This window comes from Burkholderia sp. Ed8 (assembly GCF_040761425.1).
GTDB classification, from domain to species: domain Bacteria; phylum Pseudomonadota; class Gammaproteobacteria; order Burkholderiales; family Burkholderiaceae; genus Burkholderia; species Burkholderia seminalis.
Window position 1 is genome coordinate 1,308,448 of the sequence record NZ_CP142886.1, and the last position, 15,905, is coordinate 1,324,352.

The 15,905-nt window shown below is 66.4% G+C and carries 21 protein-coding genes and 1 tRNA gene; 3 read left to right on the forward strand and 19 right to left on the reverse strand.

From position 1 onward, the window contains the following. Positions 1–168: 168 nt before the first annotated feature. Both VXM69_RS19900 and VXM69_RS19905 read right to left on the reverse strand, forming a co-directional pair. Positions 169–1,221 (reverse strand): oxidoreductase, encoded by a 1,053-nt coding sequence (locus VXM69_RS19900; protein WP_367190070.1) that lies wholly within the window; start codon positions 1,219–1,221, stop codon positions 169–171. Between the two features lie 233 nt (positions 1,222–1,454). Then, entirely contained in the window at positions 1,455–2,162 is a 708-nt protein-coding gene (locus VXM69_RS19905; protein WP_367190071.1) for an SGNH/GDSL hydrolase family protein, read from the reverse strand. Between the two features lie 310 nt (positions 2,163–2,472). Between VXM69_RS19905 and VXM69_RS19910 the strand changes: the two genes are divergently transcribed. After that, entirely contained in the window at positions 2,473–4,560 is a 2,088-nt protein-coding gene (locus VXM69_RS19910; protein ID WP_367190072.1) for a UvrD-helicase domain-containing protein, read from the forward strand. Between the two features lie 82 nt (positions 4,561–4,642). Here VXM69_RS19910 and VXM69_RS19915 read toward each other — a convergent pair whose 3' ends face one another. Next, a complete protein-coding gene (locus VXM69_RS19915) occupies positions 4,643–5,524 on the reverse strand; it encodes a cytochrome c5 family protein (RefSeq protein WP_367190073.1) in 882 nt (293 codons plus the stop codon). Between the two features lie 251 nt (positions 5,525–5,775). On the opposite strand from VXM69_RS19915, the gene VXM69_RS19920 reads away from it, so the two are divergent. Then, positions 5,776–5,851 (forward strand) — tRNA-Arg (locus VXM69_RS19920). Between the two features lie 65 nt (positions 5,852–5,916). Here VXM69_RS19920 and VXM69_RS19925 read toward each other — a convergent pair. From VXM69_RS19925 to VXM69_RS19985, 13 genes are all read right to left on the reverse strand, one after another. Further along, positions 5,917–6,930, reverse strand: coding sequence for a tyrosine-type recombinase/integrase (locus VXM69_RS19925; protein WP_367190197.1), 1,014 nt, complete (start codon positions 6,928–6,930; stop codon positions 5,917–5,919). Beyond that, positions 6,843–7,256 (reverse strand): helix-turn-helix domain-containing protein, encoded by a 414-nt coding sequence (locus tag VXM69_RS19930; protein ID WP_232252219.1) that lies wholly within the window; start codon positions 7,254–7,256, stop codon positions 6,843–6,845. Before VXM69_RS19930 ends, VXM69_RS19925 begins: the two co-directional genes overlap by 88 nt. Continuing rightward, positions 7,249–7,545, reverse strand: coding sequence for a hypothetical protein (locus VXM69_RS19935; protein WP_367190074.1), 297 nt, complete (start codon positions 7,543–7,545; stop codon positions 7,249–7,251). The genes VXM69_RS19930 and VXM69_RS19935 overlap by 8 nt, the downstream gene beginning before the upstream one ends. Positions 7,546–7,863: 318 nt before the next feature. Then, positions 7,864–10,656: a toprim domain-containing protein gene (locus tag VXM69_RS19940; RefSeq protein WP_367190075.1), complete on the reverse strand. Its 2,793-nt coding sequence runs from the start codon at positions 10,654–10,656 to the stop codon at positions 7,864–7,866. A 2-nt stretch (positions 10,657–10,658) separates the two neighbouring features. Next, positions 10,659–10,907 (reverse strand): hypothetical protein, encoded by a 249-nt coding sequence (locus VXM69_RS19945; RefSeq protein ID WP_012734464.1) that lies wholly within the window; start codon positions 10,905–10,907, stop codon positions 10,659–10,661. Then, entirely contained in the window at positions 10,904–11,266 is a 363-nt protein-coding gene (locus VXM69_RS19950; protein WP_012734465.1) for a hypothetical protein, read from the reverse strand. The genes VXM69_RS19945 and VXM69_RS19950 overlap by 4 nt, the downstream gene beginning before the upstream one ends. A 3-nt stretch (positions 11,267–11,269) precedes the next feature. After that, entirely contained in the window at positions 11,270–11,464 is a 195-nt protein-coding gene (locus VXM69_RS19955; RefSeq protein WP_012734466.1) for a hypothetical protein, read from the reverse strand. 45 nt (positions 11,465–11,509) lie between these two features. Next, positions 11,510–11,704 carry a hypothetical protein gene (locus VXM69_RS19960; protein ID WP_012734467.1) on the reverse strand — a complete coding sequence of 65 codons (195 nt, stop codon included), beginning with the start codon at positions 11,702–11,704 and terminating at the stop codon, positions 11,510–11,512. A 4-nt stretch (positions 11,705–11,708) separates the two neighbouring features. Then, on the reverse strand, positions 11,709–11,903 hold the full coding sequence (locus VXM69_RS19965; RefSeq protein ID WP_367190076.1) for a hypothetical protein: 195 nt from the start codon (positions 11,901–11,903) through the stop codon (positions 11,709–11,711). An 88-nt stretch (positions 11,904–11,991) separates the two neighbouring features. Next, the gene (locus VXM69_RS19970) at positions 11,992–12,240 is read right to left on the reverse strand and encodes an ogr/Delta-like zinc finger family protein (protein WP_006757081.1); all 249 of its coding nucleotides are present in this window, start codon (positions 12,238–12,240) and stop codon (positions 11,992–11,994) included. Positions 12,241–12,267: 27 nt separating this feature from the next. After that, entirely contained in the window at positions 12,268–12,456 is a 189-nt protein-coding gene (locus VXM69_RS19975; protein ID WP_017923636.1) for a hypothetical protein, read from the reverse strand. A 28-nt stretch (positions 12,457–12,484) separates the two neighbouring features. Beyond that, complete coding sequence (locus VXM69_RS19980; RefSeq protein WP_012327650.1) at positions 12,485–12,676, reverse strand: hypothetical protein; 192 nt, start codon at positions 12,674–12,676, stop codon at positions 12,485–12,487. Positions 12,677–12,692: 16 nt separating this feature from the next. After that, entirely contained in the window at positions 12,693–12,920 is a 228-nt protein-coding gene (locus VXM69_RS19985; protein WP_017923637.1) for a hypothetical protein, read from the reverse strand. 75 nt (positions 12,921–12,995) lie between these two features. Between VXM69_RS19985 and VXM69_RS19990 the strand changes: the two genes are divergently transcribed. Next, positions 12,996–13,487, forward strand: coding sequence for a helix-turn-helix domain-containing protein (locus VXM69_RS19990; protein WP_367190077.1), 492 nt, complete (start codon positions 12,996–12,998; stop codon positions 13,485–13,487). Here the strand turns inward: VXM69_RS19990 and VXM69_RS19995 are convergent. The 3 genes from VXM69_RS19995 to VXM69_RS20005 form a co-directional block, all read right to left on the reverse strand. Continuing rightward, complete coding sequence (locus VXM69_RS19995; protein ID WP_017923639.1) at positions 13,478–13,858, reverse strand: LysR family transcriptional regulator; 381 nt, start codon at positions 13,856–13,858, stop codon at positions 13,478–13,480. The genes VXM69_RS19990 and VXM69_RS19995 overlap by 10 nt on opposite strands. 465 nt (positions 13,859–14,323) lie before the next feature. Continuing rightward, entirely contained in the window at positions 14,324–15,475 is a 1,152-nt protein-coding gene (locus VXM69_RS20000) for a phage late control D family protein (RefSeq protein WP_367190078.1), read from the reverse strand. Further along, on the reverse strand, positions 15,472–15,900 hold the full coding sequence (locus VXM69_RS20005) for a phage tail protein (protein WP_367190079.1): 429 nt from the start codon (positions 15,898–15,900) through the stop codon (positions 15,472–15,474). The genes VXM69_RS20000 and VXM69_RS20005 overlap by 4 nt, the downstream gene beginning before the upstream one ends. Between the last annotated feature and the right edge of the window lie 5 nt (positions 15,901–15,905).

A 15,905-nucleotide genomic window follows, 5' to 3' on the forward strand; every position in this document is an offset into this window, starting at 1 on the left:
TTTTTGAGAAACGCGTCAGACCGGATGACCGCTGACTTTCGTTCCCGCACCATTTGTAACGGAATGTTCCGGACCGTGCCGGCGGGGCGGCCCGCGCAGGGCCGCTGCCCGCGAACGACGCGGGAGGGCGGCTGCGGCCGGGCAGGCGCCGGCCCGGCCGGTGGCCCGTCAGATGGCGCGGCGCACGAATGGTACCCGGCGGCCGTCGTGCTCGCTTTGCGCGGCAAGCTCGATGACGGTCATCACGTCGACGGCGTCCTGCGCGGTGACGGGCAACGGCGCGCCGTCGCGGATCGACGCCGCGAGCGCGCGGTAGAACTCCGCGTACTGGCCGTCGAGCGTCGGGATCGGGCGCTCGACCTCGACGTCGCCGTCGAGCACGCGCAGCAGGCCGGGCGGGTTGCCGCCGCCGAATTCGACGTCGTCCGCGGTGAGACCGGCCTTGAGCTGGTCTTCCTGCGTGTCGAGCCCGAACTTCTGGTAGCTGCCGCGCGTGCCGTGCAGCGTGAAGCGCGCGGGCTCGATCGCCGACAGCGCGCTCGCATGCAGCGCGACCTCCTTGTCCGGATAACCGAGCAGCAGGTGGACGAAATCGGGCGCGGTGCCGTCGTCGCGGCGCGTCTTGACGGTCGCGCTCACCGTTTCCGGCAGGCCGAACAGCGCGAGCGCCTGATCGATCAGGTGCGGGCCGAGGTCGAGCAGCAGGCCGCCGCCGCGGGCCGGTTCCTCGCGCCAGCGCGTGCGCGGCGTCGGCCGGAAACGGTCGAAGTGCGACGCGAAATAGGTGAGGCGGCCGAGCTCGCCCGATTTGACGATGTCGCGCACGGTGAGGAAATCGCCGTCCCAGCGGCGGTTGTGAAACGGCGCGAACAGCCGGCTGCGCGCGTTCGCGAGCCGCGCGAGCGCGAGCGCCTCGTCGGCGGTGAGCGTGACGGGCTTGTCGACGACCACGTGGCGGCCGGCCTCGAGCACCTGGCGTGCGAGCGTGAAGTGCGTGTCGTTCGGCGTGGCGATCACCACGCACTCGATGTCGTCGAGGCCGAGCAGCGCGTCGAGATCGGGGACCACGCGCGCGCCCGGATACGCGGCCTGCGCGCGATCGGGCTGCCCCGTCGCGATCGCGGCGACTTCAGTGCGGCCGCTCGTGGCGATCACCGGCGCGTGAAACGTCGCGCCGGCGAAACCGAAACCCATCAAACCAATCCTGAGCAATGACGACATGGCAATTCCTGGCTGCGAAGGAAACTAAAGGATGGCGCGCCGAAACGGCGCGAAGACGACCGGCTATTTTGGCATGGCGCCGCCGCTTGCACAGGCACGTTGGGCGAAATGCGCGACGCGACGCAGCACATGCGCAAGGAAGGCCGGCATTTGCGCGAGGCCGTGCGCCGCGCGCGGCATCGCGGGCTGCCCGGCTGAGCGGTGAACGGGCGGCGTGCGGCCCACACACCGCGTCATGCGGCTGCCCGTTGCCGCACGGCCGTTGCGACCTGAGAAGCCCACGCCGCGCACGCGGCTTCACCGGGATGGAAGCCGTCGGCGGCCATCAGGTGGCGCTCGAGCGGCAGGTCGACCCGCAGGAACGTGCAGTGCGGCTGCGTGCCGGCCCAGCCGGCGAGCGCCGCATTGAGCCGCTTCGCGCGCAGCCCGAGATACCACGCGAGCGGCTGCGGCAGCGCCGGGAAGCGCTCCATCGGCGGCACCGCCGACAGGATCGCGTGCCCGACCCGGAAGCGGGCGGCGAGCAGCCGCACCAGCTCGGCCTGCTGCGCCAGCCAGCGCGCGGGCGCCACGCCGCCCGTCACGTCGTTGACGCCGAGCGACGTGACGGCCACGTCGAACGGCTCGGCCGGCTCGGCGGCGAGCCACTCGACGAGCTCCCGGGTGGTGAGGCCCGTGCGCGCGAGCAGCTTCCAGCTCACGCGGTGCGTGGCCGCCAGCGCGTGCGCCAGTTGCCCGGCGAGCGCGTCGCGCTGCGTGGCGACGCCGACGCCCGCGGCGGCCGAATCGCCGACCACCAGCACGCGCAGCGGCGGGCCGTCGCCGGCCACGCCGTCGCGCGGGCCGGCCGCTTCGGGCAGCCGCGGCGTGACGCGCCGCACGTAGCGCCCCTGCGCGAGCAGCAGCGGGCCGAGGGCGGCGGTGGCGAACGGGTAGCCCATGAGGTCGATCCGGTGGTTGGTTCAGACGAATGAAATCGGACCGGCGCGGGTGGCGCCGGGGAGTAGGTATTGTGTCCGATCGCCGCGCGAACGGGGCCGGATTGGCCGAACGGGCAGGGACGACCGCGCCGGACGGACAGGGGGTGCCCGCCCGGCAAGCCCGCGCGGCCCCGTCCGGCGGCCCGCCCGAAATGCGCGCCGCCGACGTGTTAACATGCGCGTCCTGCCCGCGTGTCCGCCTGCTTCGCCAGCCTGTCGCGCACGGCATCCTCCCGGCGTTCCGCCGTCAACCGCAACACCATCCGTCATCATGTCCGCAGGCCTCAATCCCGCCCAGAACGAAGCGGTGCGCTACCTCGACGGTCCCTGTCTCGTGCTCGCCGGCGCGGGCAGCGGCAAGACCCGCGTGATCACGCAGAAGATCGCGCACCTGATCGAAGCGAAAGGCTTCGAGCCGCGCCATATTGCCGCCGTCACGTTCACGAACAAGGCGGCCGCCGAAATGCGCGAGCGCGTGTCGAAGCTGCTCGAGGGCAAGACGCTCACCACGCCCGGCAAGGAAGGCCGCAAGGTGCCCGTCAACCAGCTCACCGTCTGCACGTTCCATTCGCTGGGCGTGCAGATCCTGCGCCAGGAGGCCGAGCACGTCGGGCTGAAGCCGCAGTTCTCGATCATGGATTCGGACGACTGCTTCGGGATGATCCAGGAGCAGCTCGGCACGACCGACAAGGGGCTGATCCGCAAGATCCAGAGCATCATCTCGCTGTGGAAGAACGGCCTGATCATGCCCGACGAGGCGATGGCGATCGCGGCGAACGAGGACGAGCACCAGGCCGCGCTGGTCTACCGCAACTACGTCGCGACGCTGCACGCGTACCAGGCGGTCGACTTCGACGACCTGATCCGCCTGCCGGCCGAGCTGTTCGCGAAGAACGAGCAGGTGCGCGACCGCTGGCAGAACAAGCTGCGCTACCTGCTGATCGACGAGTACCAGGACACCAACGCGTGCCAGTACGAGCTGCTGAAGCTGCTCGCCGGCCCGCGCGCCGCGTTCACGGCGGTCGGCGACGACGACCAGGCGATCTACGGCTGGCGCGGCGCGACGCTCGAGAACCTCGCGCAGCTCGGCAAGGATTTCCCGAAGCTGCACGTGATCAAGCTCGAGCAGAACTACCGGTCGACGGTGCGGATCCTGACCGCCGCGAACAACGTGATCGCGAACAACCCGAAGCTGTTCGAGAAGAAGCTGTGGTCCGAGCACGGGATGGGCGATTCGATCACCGTCACGCCGTGCAACGACGAGGAGCACGAGGCCGAATCGGTCGTGTTCCGGCTGTCGGCGCACAAGTTCGAGCGGCGCGCGCAGTTCCGCGACTACGCGATCCTGTACCGCGGCAACTTCCAGGCGCGCATCTTCGAGCAGGTACTGCGGCGCGAGCGGATCCCGTACGTGCTGTCGGGCGGCCAGTCGTTCTTCGACAAGGCCGAGATCAAGGATCTGTGCGCGTACCTGCGGCTGATCGCGAACGCCGACGACGATCCCGCGTTCATCCGCGCGGTCACGACGCCGCGCCGCGGAATCGGCAACACGACGCTCGAGGCGCTCGGCTCGTTCGCGGGGCAGGCGAAGGTATCGCTGTTCGAGGCCGTGTACATGGGCGGGATCGAGGCGCGGCTGTCGGCGCGCCAGGTCGAGCCGTTGCGGATGTTCTGCGACTTCATCCAGCGCCTGACCGAGCGCGCGGACAAGGAGCCCGCGACCGTCGTGCTCGACGACATGATGGAGGCGATCCACTACGAGGCGTACCTGTACGACGCGTTCGACGAGCGGCAGGCGCAGTCGAAGTGGCAGAACGTGCTTGAATTCCTCGAATGGCTGAAGCGCAAGGGCACCAAGCCCGAGAAGGAAGCCGTCGACGGCGAGGCCGAAGGCTTCCACAACGCGGACGGGCTCGCCGATACGGGCAAGAACCTGCTCGGCCTGATCCAGACCGTCGCGCTGATGTCGATGCTCGAGGGCAAGGACGAGGATCCGGACGCGGTGCGGCTGTCGACCGTCCATGCATCGAAGGGGCTCGAGTATCCGCACGTGTTCCTGGTCGGCGTCGAGGAAGGCATCATGCCGCACCGCGGCGGCAGCGAGGACGACGGCCCGATCGACAGCGAGCGGATCGAGGAGGAGCGCCGGCTGATGTACGTCGCGATCACGCGCGCGCAGCGCAGCCTGCACCTGAACTGGTGCAAGAAGCGCAAGCGGGCCCGCGAGACGGTCGTGTGCGAGCCGTCGCGTTTCATCCCGGAGATGGGGCTCGACGAAGCGCCGCCGCCGACGCCGGAAGAAGCGCCGATGTCGCCGAAGGACCGGCTCGCGAGCCTGAAGGCGCTGCTGCAGAAGTAATGCGGTAGTCCGGCGGACCGGAAAGACAAAACCCCCGCGATGCGTGTGCGTCGCGGGGGTTTTTACGGATGGCCCGGCGCGATTACTTCGACGCGTTGACCATGTAGTCGACGGCCGCCTTCACGTCGGCGTCCGACGCGGTCGACCCGCCCTTCGGCGGCATCGCGCCCTTGCCGTGCAGCGCGTAGTTGTAGACCGTGTCCATCGAGTCCTTCAGGCGCGGCGCCCAGTCCTCCTTGCTGCCGAACTTCGGTGCGCCGAGCACGCCGGCCGCGTGACAGGCTTGGCAGGTCGACGTGTACAGCGCCTTGCCGGCCGTTGCCGCGTCGGCGCTGGCCGGCGCGGCCGCGGGTTTTTCGCCGGCCTTCGGAATCGCGGCGATCGCGGCCATGGCGGCGGCCTGCGCGTTCGACGCGTCGGCGCCCGATGCGGCGGCGCCGGCGGCGGGCGCGGCATTGGCAGCCGGGGCGGCCGGTTCGGGGAAGTTCGCGCCGTCGTTGTTCGCCATGTAGACGATCGCGCGGGCGATTTCATAGTCGCTGACGTCGTCGGGGCTCGTGCCGCCGCGCGGCGGCATCGCGCCCTTGCCGGCGAGGGCCGTCTTCAGCAGCGTGTCGAAGCCTTGCGAGATGCGCGGCGCCCAGTCGTCCTTGTTGCCGAACTTCGGTGCGCCGGCGGCGCCGGTGCCGTGACAGGTCACGCAGACGGCCTTGTAGACCGCCTCGCCGGTCTTGTACGTGCGGGGCGCGTTGGCGTTCTTCACGTCGACCTTCGCGAGTGGCGCGATGCGCGCGGCGACCTGCTCGTCGGACAGCGCATCCGTGCCGGCGCCGGAACGGAACGCATGGTTCGCATAGTTGGCGAACAGGACGATCAGGATGATCGGAATCGCGAACGACGCGATGATGACGGCAATCAGCTGCCCGGGGGTTTTGACGGGAGATTCGTGGGGTGCTTCGCTCATGCTTGCCTCGTCTCCATGAATAGGAATTGTGAGCGCGGTGCAACGGCAAAATGGCAGTCCAATGAAGCACGGACGATTATAGACGGAACGTTTACATCACGGCGAGCGATGCGATGGCGCGTGTTTACCCGCACGCAGCAAGGCCCGGCGGCCATTCGGCGGGTAAGGTGGACGCGTCATGGGAAACCGGGTATCCTTGCCGTCTTGCCAAACGTGGGCGGCCTGTATATGGGGTCGCTTCACTGTCTCACGCGCCCGTAGCTCAATGGATAGAGTACTGCCCTCCGAAGGCAGGGGTTGCTGGTTCGATCCCAGCCGGGCGCGCCAAGCCTATCAAGGCTCTCAGCGGTTTCCTTCCTTCGTCGGACAGACTCATTGCAGCTAAATTGCAGCTAGCGCGGCTCGGCCGTCAGCGGCGCGACCCAATGCGCCAGGTGATCGGCGGAGAGGTGCGCGTACCGCTGCACCATTTCCAGCGTCTCCCAGCCGCCCAGCTCCTTCAGCACCTGCAGCGGCGTGCCGCGTTGCACGTGCCAGCTCGCCCAGGTGTGGCGCAGGTCGTGCCAGCGGAAATCACTGATACGTGCACGCTTCAACGCCTTTCGCCAGGCTTCGGTCACGGTCTGATACACCGGCCGGCCGTGATAGACGAACACGCTGTCGACGAACTCGGGCGCTCGCCTCTTCCCGCGCTGGCGCAGAAGCACGGCGATCGCTGTATCGGACAACGGCACCGTGATGGCCTTCTTCGCTTTCGCCTGGTCCGGGTGGATCCAGGCGACGCGTCGCACGATGTCGACCTGCGACCACTGCAATCCGGTCACGTTCGAGCGACGCAGCCCTGTCTCGAGCGCGAAACGCGCCATGTCGGCCAGATGCTCGGGCAGCTCGGCAAGCAGACGTTCGGCTTCAGCCTGGGTCAGCCAGCGGATCCGCTTTTGCACGACTTTCGCGCGTTTCGTGACCGGCACCCGGTCCAACCATTCCCACTCGACGGCCGCGTTCAGCACCGCCTTCAACACGCCGATCACGCGCGTCACGGTGCCGGCGCTGACGCGCTGGTCGGTCGTGACGACGCCGCGCGTCGTGCGGATGACTTTCGGTTCCCTCCTCTTCGCCTGGGCGATTGCGTCGATTTTGTCGCGGTCGATGTCGATCAGCGCGACGCCGGACAGGTGTTGATCGAGCCACCGCAGGTGTGTTTTCGACGTTTCCAGGCTCGGCAGCCCTTCCCGGTCGCTGATGTATCGCACGACGGCGTCGTTCCAGGTGTAGCGCGGTTTGGTGCCGAGCCGCGCCTGGTTCCACAGGTCGACCTTCAGCCGATCGTGGAACTCCTGGGCCTGCGCTTTGTTGCTGGTTCCAGTGCTGCCTTGTAGCGGCGTTCCGCCGCCAGGGGGGTACAACTTGTATTGCCAGTTGGGACTGGTCTTCCGTTTGTAGAGCGACATTTTTCAACTTCTCCAGGACGATCGCCCTGCACAACTCGCGGGATCCATTCTCCGGCGAGGTAACGCTGCAGGGCAACCGTCGAAAACATCCAGCGCTTCCCTACCTTACGGCCTGGTACGTCGCCGGCCTTTGCCTTCAGGCGCACGGTTTCCGGATGCGCGCCGAGCAACGCGGCAGCTTGCTCAAGGTTGACGGTATGCACTGGGCTATCTCCCGAGCGCGACGCGGCGGGGGGAGGGGCAAAGCAACTCGTGGATTCGTGGCATGCCCTGTTATTCATACGTAACCATCTGATTTTTAAGGTTTTCGTTTGCCATCATTTGCCATGAAAAACACATGGCACCCCCTTCCGACTCGTGGCCTAAAAAATAGGCAGCGCCCGCGACTCGTGGCAAAACGCGCTCGACTCGTGGCATCGCGTTTCGGTCAATTTCCGCCCCTTCTACGTATTCTTTCTTCTTCTTTTTCAATGAATTAGAGAGGAGAGAAAAAGGGACGGCGGCGGCCGGCGCAAAAACCGGATTAGTGGCAAAACCGCATCGACTAGTGGCAATTCGAATGCGATTCATGGCGGCACTCTTCTCAACAATCAAAGACTTACGAGCGGACAGCCCCGAAAACCACGATTCGCGTGCGCTGCCTGCCCGTTCCCTGTGGAAAAACCGGTCCGGGCGCCCCCTCTCCCTCAAGGCTTGCGTAGTTGCCCGGCCGTTTCGACTTGCGGGGGGACGGGGGAAGCGGACAGCACGGCGGCCGCGTGACGGCGTGCGCCGATTGCTGCGCGCATCGACGCACGCATCCGAAACTCGAATACAGGGCCGCTACGCGGCCAGAAAGAAGGAGGAAAGGGGTACGGCCGCGCTGCGGCCGCATCGGCTGAGAGGGCGTCACGCTGCGGCCCCTTGTCGTGCGTCGGTCGCCAGGTCTTCACGGATGGACACGTGCAGGCCGAACGTGGCCAGGCGGTCCAGCGAGATCGGCGTGAGGTACGGCACGCGTCGGGTGTAGATGCGCCGCTCGACTTCCTTCTCGCCGACCACGACGCCGGCGTGCTTGAGTTGCGCCTTGAACACGCGATCGGATTTCACCGGCAGGCCATTCCATTTGTCGCGCAGTGCGCTCGTGTGGGCGATGTGGTCCATCACGTGGCCGGTGCGCAGCAGCAGGCAGAACTCGGCGTCGACGGTATCGAACGTGAACGGGTGCTTGTAGTTGCCGCCGTCGATCTCTGACAGCACGGTTTCCATGATCCAGACCCACGGCTCGCGATCGGCGCTCGTCTCGGCGATGTGGCCGTTCATTTCGGCGAGCAGGTCGCGCGGGAAGTCGCCTTCGCTCGGGTCCATGCCGGCGAACTCGCACAGGTAGAGCCAGGCCAAGGCGACTGCCGCATAGTTGCCGGCCATCCGCTTGGCGCCGTCGTCCTCGCCGCTCGCGCGGCAGTTGGCCAGCGCCTTGTCGCGCAGCGTCGCGTACTGGTCCGACACGGCGCGCTTGTCCAGGCCGGCGAGGAATTCGAGCCACTGCCGAACCGGGAAGCGCGGCAGGTCGTCAGGCATCAGCGGGCCGCGCTTGCCGGTCAGCGTCGTGCGCACGAGCTTGCCGAGCAGACTGCGCACGGGCACGTCTTCGCCGGCCAGCATCACGGGCGCGCACAACAGGTATTCGGTCATGTCGGTGCCGCGACGTGTCACGGTGTACTGGTAGTTCTCCTGCAGGAGGCCGACCGCCTTGTCGATCACGTCCTGCCGGCGCGCGGACAGCTCTTCCCATCCGACCGGGTGGCTCGTGTGGCTGATGCTGGTGAGCAGGCGGAACTCGGTCTGCAGCGACTGCCCGGAAAACATCGTGAACGCGAGCGAGCGCTCGAGGCGCTTGATGAGCGTCGACTTGCCGGCGCCTTTGTTCGCCTGGATCGTGATGTGCGGCCAGAAACCGAGCAACGCCTTCAGGTGGCCACCGAGCGCCCACACGAGCGGAATCGTTGCGGCGTTCTGCTTGAACGTCGCCTGGTACGCGGCGATCACGCGGCGCGCATCGCTGGCCGGGCCGGTCGGGAAGGTCAGGTTGTGATACGGGCACTGCTTGTCGGCTTCGGTGAAATAGCAGTCCGGCCCCTCGTTGACGATCAGCCGGCCGTCGCGCCAGGCGAGCCCGACGAAGTTTGCCGCTTGGCGCGCGCCCAGGTCGGCGCCGCGCTCGAGGATGTTGACCATCCGCTTGAACGGCGCCGGCGCCCAGATCGGGCCGAACTTGCCCCACTGGTCGACGTTGTGGAGCTGGTCGTCGAGCATGACGCGGCGCACGAGCTGCGCGCCGTGGCGCGGCGCCTGCACTGACACGGCGAAATAGACGGTCGGCGCCTGGTCAGCGTCGCCCGTCATCGTCGACGTCGCGCTCGCCACGGACACGCGGCTGATGCCGGCGATGCGGAACCCGCACAGGTCCGTCATGACGGGCGTCTCGATGCCGCTTTCCTCGTTCTTGTCCATCTTCGTGATGTAGCTGGTGAAGTCCGGCCGCACGCGGAAACGCCAGTACTGTGGGAAGTCGTGCGACGGCAGGAAGATGCGCGGCCGACCGCGACGCGTGGCGTCGCCGGCGAGGCCGGCGATGAGCCACGGCTCGAGCTGGTCGAGTGCGCGCTGCAGATCGGCCGGGCCGCGCAACTGCAGGTAGTCGTTCACGTCGTTGATCGGCTTGACGGCCTTCTCGCCGTCCGCGAGGTCGGCGAACCAATTCGCCTGGTCGACGAGCACGGCGCTGATGTTCAGTGCCGTGAGCCGTTCGTAGAGCGCCCAGGCAGCTTCCGGTCCAGGGCGGCGGCCGGCGCGCGGGTGGCCGTCCGCGAACGGCTCGTCGTTGTCCAGGCAGATAACGACCTGTTTGCCGCGCAGGAACGCGAAGTCGATACCGTCGACGTTCGCCAGGCCGCGCAGCGCGAGCGCAGCGGCGCCAGGCATCGCGCAGGTGTCGATTGACAGCGCGTTGATCGCGCTTTCGACGATGAACACGCGCTTCGCCTTGTCGAGCCGGCGAGGATCGGCCGTCCAGCCGTAACCGGCCTTGTCGCCCTGGGTTTGCGTCTTGACGCCGCCGTTGAGCGCCGGATCGACATAGCGCATGTCGACGGCAACGACGCGGCCATCGCCAGTCGCGCGCACGATGAACGCGGCGGCCGGGCCGGCGTGACCCACTTCGCCGGCCGCGACCTTCGAGCTGGTCCACGTATTGAAGCCGAGCGAGCGCGCGGCGATCGCCGCGTCGATCGCGGCTGCGGAAATGCCACGGCCGACGAGGTAATCGCGCCCCTGGTCGCGCTCGGCGAAGCACCGATCGGCGATGTATTCGACGGTCGTTTTCTCGCGGCGCTCGGACGGCGCCTGGCGGTCGAGCGGGATGCCGTACGCGTCGTGCAGGTAGCGCACCGCGTCGGCGACCGTGCCGCCGCGCGCGTGAATGACCAGGTCGATACACGAGCCGCCGGCGTCGGCGCTATGGTCGCGCCAGCCGGTGCCGTGCTTCGGGTGGTTCACGTAGATCGAAAGGGACGGGCTCTTGTCGTCGTGCTGCGGCGAGTGGTAGAGCGCGCGGTCGCCGCCGCGACCGCGCTTCAAGCCGAGGCGATCGGCGAGGTCGTGCAGGTCGATGCGTTGTTTCAGTTCGTCGATCGAGGCCATCGTTAGTGCTGTTGATGCAGGGAGAGGGCGGCAGGGTTGCCGGGTGTCGCGGGGCTGTCGACGAGCGCGCGGAGCGCGCCGGCCGACGCGGGGAAGGCAAGCGCCAGCCGATCGCCAAGGACGCTGACGAACAGCGCGAGCGCTGCGATGCGCTGCAGGCTGCCGGCCTCGTGGTCGAAGCGAAGGACGTCGGCGGCCGCTGCGATGGAAGCCGCGAGCGCGGCGTCGTGAGGGGTGGTTGAGTGCGTCATGCTGCTGTGCCTCCGAGGATGTCGTGATGGTTCTGTTGCAGGCGTTGCACTGCGTGCTGCAGCTCGTAGCGCGAGGTCGTCGCCTGGTCGAGCGTGGCGCGCAGGCGGTCGCGGTTGCGATCGACATTCGCCGACGCGTTCGCACGCGCTGCGTCGTGCGTCGCGCCGTGGCCGATGCGGATGCCCGACGCGAGGTGGGTGACGATCCACTTTTCGGGGTGACCGTCGCGCAGGTGCGGCTCGACGTGGATGCCGAACGCGGCACCGGCGTCGTTCGGGATGACGACGTGATCGCCGGCGACGGTGCGCAGCCCGGCCGGCGTCAGCAGCTCGTAGCGGATGGTGGGCTCGTGCTTCATGCGTCACCCACGCGGCGGAACGGACCAGACAATGGCCGCGACCAGCGCGGCATACGCGACGACCCCGATCACGAAAGCGATCGCGCGGGCGTTTCGAACGTCGAACAGGCGCAGCACGTCGGCGGCCAGGCAGTAGACGCCGTAGAGGGAGAAGGAAAGCATCAGCAGCACGCCGATGCCGAAAACGTAGGGCTTCATGTGGTGTGGTTCCAGGTGAGTGCGCCGGCGGCCGGCGCGGATGGTTCAGTCGAAGTCGTTCGCGGCGCGGCGTTTCCCGTCGACGGCCGGCAACTCGGGCGCGGGTTCTCGATCGCGCCATACGTTCGCCGTGCATTCGAAGGCGTGGCGGGCGGCCGGACACAGGGCGTCGAAATTCCCGACCATGCGCAGGCGGCGCCACATCGCGCGCAGGTCGAGGTCGGTGAGGGGCGCGCGCATCGCGTCAGTGCATCCACTCAAGCACCGGCGTGCCGTGCGCAAGGTCCCACGACACTACGAAGCCCAAGGCACGGGCGGACGCGACGAACACGTCGGCGCGGACGTCGGCAGCGGAGATCTTCGTGAGGTAGGCGACGCGCTCGTCGTAGGACAGCGACCGGGCGAGTGCGGCGATCGGTGTGGTGATCAGCGTTTGCATACGGCCTCCAAGAAATTTCAGGCAAAAGGAGTCCCTCACGCCCGCAGAGCGGGCGCGATGGGTGTTCAGCGAAACAGCGGGTTAGGGCTTAGGCGTCGAGCAGCGGGAGCTGTCGCGAATCGGTCGGAAGCCGATCAACCTTGCCGATCGGCACGTACACGTGCGGATTCGGGTTGAGGCTCGGCGCGATCGTATGGACGGTCGCGACGTGGATCTTGTAGGTCGTCGCGCATTCGATGTTGGTGCACTGGCAGTACGCCTCGCGAACGAGAGCGGACAGCGTGCGGCTGGTTCGAATGACGGCGCGGCTGCCGCAGTGGTGACACTTCAATTTCATCGTGACTTCCTGTCGGAGACTGCCGCGTTAGTTACGGCTGTTGGTTACGGCATAAAGCGCCCGGTTTCGTCCGGTGAGGCGACGCGCACCGTTGCGCAGTCGTCGCTTCACGAGCCATTCGGCCGCTTGCTGGATCGTCGCAAGACCTTCCTGCTGTCGGACGCGTTCGAGTAGTTCGGCTTCTTGCTCGGTGAATGTGAGTTCGATTTCGGGCATTGGATCGGCTGCTCTAGGGCTGCTGTTTTCAGCCGTGCTCGTGGGCTACATTGCACGCTGGTATCAGAGCCTCAGCGGCTTCGCGCAAAACCATCTGGCGAATCAGCGTTGCAGCGGCCTCGCCTTGGTAGTTGGCGAGCGCGGTGATGAGGGCGTATTCGTAGTCGTCGAACCGCACCATCAGGCGGTTGTCGCGGACGCGTTTGGGATCCGGATACATGGTGGTCACCTCGGGTTCAGCTTGCGGAAACGTTGCCCGTGGTGTCCTCAAACGAGGACATCTTGGCGAGGTAGAGGGGGAGCCCTTCGAGATAGATGAGACGCGCGAGGCTCGACAGCGAGCGCCGTTCTTGGCACCCGAGCTGCTCGAGCTGGGCACGCTCTGCGGGAAGGAGGCGCAGCGAAACGGTCTTGCTGGACATGACGCCCGGCGGCGCACGCCGCGGGCCTTTGTGGGTAGTCATGGCGGGTATACTCAATTTCGATAGTGCTTCACTAGGGATAGGTGAAGTGTAAGGTAATCAAAACGAAACCGCAAGATGTCACAGATTTCAATCGGAAACCGACTGAAGGAGGAGCGGATGCGTATCGGTCTGAGCCAGGCAGAGTTCGCCGCACTGGGCGGCCTCGGTAAGCAGGCGCAGCTCAATTACGAATCCGACGCGCGATCGCCCGATGCGAACTACCTGGCGGCGCTTTCGAAGGTCGGGGTCGACGTGCTGTACGTCATCACCGGCGAGCGCACACAGGGGGCGCCGGTCCCGGACGACGAGGCCGAGCTGCTCGACGGCTTTCGCCAGTTGAACGACATCGGCCGCACGGCCGTTCAGGCGTCGATCAACGGCTTCCTGCTTGCGGGCACGATGACGATCTCGGGCGCGCCGGCGAAGCGGCTTCCGCGTCTTGCTGAAAATCGAGCAGCGAAATTGGATGCTGCGGCGCTGCAGGCGCTCAAAGATGCACAGGCAGACGCAGTGCGCACGAAGGGCGCGCGTTCGCCGCGTAATAGTGGTATGAAAGATCAGGACTGACGGAGTGTCTCTGCGGCGCGCTCAAGCGCCGCCATCGCTGTTTCGACTTCGCCCAGCACGTCGATCGTCGTCATGCCGATCGATTCCTCACGGGACAGTTCGCACAACGCACCGAGTTCAAGATCAAACCGGGCTACGACGGCGCGGAGCTGCGCGCCGAATTCCGTCAGCCGAAACCCATCACTTCCGGAACGACGCTCCATCAGCGACCGGCCTAGTACGCGCTCGAGTTCAGACACTTTCTCGCTGACGGTCGGTCGCTGCACCCCCATAGCCTGCGCCGCTTCCGAAATGCTGCGATAGCGCGTGATCTCACTGTATGCGCGCAGCAGATTCCAGTTGAGCCGAGGGGAAGTCGTCCGGGAAACCATGATTCGAGCGGTAGTTGTTGTTGCCGTAATGCGCGCTTCGCAGTGGCGGGGACGAGTGGTCGGGAGAAAGGCCGCGAAAGTTAGGCGTTTTCCTAACTTTCATCGGGCTTTCTCCTTCATTCCATTTGTCTGAAAAAAACATGAAAATGGGGCCGCGTTACAGCACGCGTGAATGCCGTTTCACGTCGTAGCGCCTCTCAAAATATCCGAAGAGGAAGCCGTTGTGAGTAACAAGCCGCAAGAGCCGCAATTCCGAAATGAAACAGCCGAGGACGGGGTAATCCGACGCTGTACCGAAGCCACGATAGCCGCCCAATGTGGGCGCGCCAGCTCAACTGTATCCGGGAACCGCGAGGCGCGCGCAGTGCGCGACTTGTCGGCCGGTGAGCGAGCGGCGCTGCTCGCGCAGGTGACAAGTGCGATGTTGAGCCTATCGAACATCCGCGACCTGCTACTGACGTAACGTCAGCCCGCCTCCGGGGTGTCGATCTCTGGCACCTCGCTCGCCTTGACCTCTAGGTCGAGGTCCGATGTAAATCCGCCGTTACCGTCGATCGAATGTGTAACGCGCGCAATGATCCAGTTGCAATCATCAATGACACGTTTGTAACCGCGCACGGTTACAGGTAATTCGGTCATCAGCTCGGGGCGGCCGAGCGCCAGCACAATGCTGAATTCAGCAACGCCGCGCTGCAACTTCTCCCACTCCGCCTTCGCCGCGCGCGTCGCGTTCGCCTTGTTCGCGTACGTGTGCCGCAACGTCTTCACGTTCTCGGCCGTGCCGAACAACACGTCGCCGCTCTTGTCGATCGGCTTCTTCTTCGCCGTCGTGCGCCACCGACGCCGCTTCACGGTGGTCGACTGCTTCTTCGCGGTGCGCGTGTTCAGGTAGAACGCCTGCACGCCGGAATACGTGTCCCGATCGGCGACGCCGAAGTCGTGACGGTCGCCGACGTCGCGCGTGATCGTGACGGCCGGCAGTGGCTTACCGCTCGCCGTGGTTGCCTCGCCGGCCTTGATGAAGAGCAGCAGCCCGTTCTTCACGGTGGCGATCGCGTCAAACATCTTTGCGAGGCGCGACAGCAGATTGGCATCCGACTCGGCCGTCTGGTCGATGTGGTCGACGAGCTGCCCGTCGAGCGCCTTGCTGATACGCGCCTCGACCTTGTTCTGACTGGCGATCGTGCGCACGATTGCGCCGACCGTCTGCCGATGCCACGAGCGCTCCTTCTTGATCGACAGGCCCGCGCGCAGATCGACGCTGCGCGCGCGGATCGTCAACACGTCCGGCGTGCCGGTGTGCCGTACCTCATCGACCATGAATTCGCCCTTGTCGACCAGGCCGTTCGCCGCGCCGGCCCAGCCGATCGCCAGCTTCAGCGTGACGCCGCGATTCGGGATCTCGAGGGCACCGTCAGAATCGTCGAGGCTGATGTCGAGCTGGTCCGCTTCGAAGCCGCGGTTGTCCTGCAGCGTCAGCGAGATCAGCCGGCCGTCGAACTTCTTCGTGATGTTCTTGCCGTTGAGCGTGATCGAGTAGATCGCACGCGGTACGCGATCGTCGGCGATCACGACCTTCTGCACCAGGTCGGCGCCAGGGATGTCCGACAGGTTCATAGCGAGATCGCCCCCTTGATGGCGTCGGTCACGATGCCGAGCATGTCGAGATCGTCGTTGCGCGTCAGGGCAATGGTGAACTCGATGCGCCGCGCGGTGCCGTCGTCGAAAAACAGCGTGCGTGTCGTGTCGATGTTGTCGATCGTGAACATGCCGTAGATGTGTCCGGTGCCCTCGATCAGCGGCCAGGCGGTGTGCTGGTCGGCCATCGCTTCAACGACGGCGAGTGACATGTCGCCGCCCGTCAGCTCCGGCAGCAGCACGCCGGACAGGCTGATGGTTTCGTCGTCCTCGCCGACGTACTGCCGCGCGGGCTTTTTGCCGACGCGGTTGTTGCTGGCGAAGCGCCAGCCGCGCCGGCGCTTCAGCTCCTGGTAGGGCAGGGTCGACAGGCTGAACACGAACAGCCCGAGCGCCATCATCATGCGAA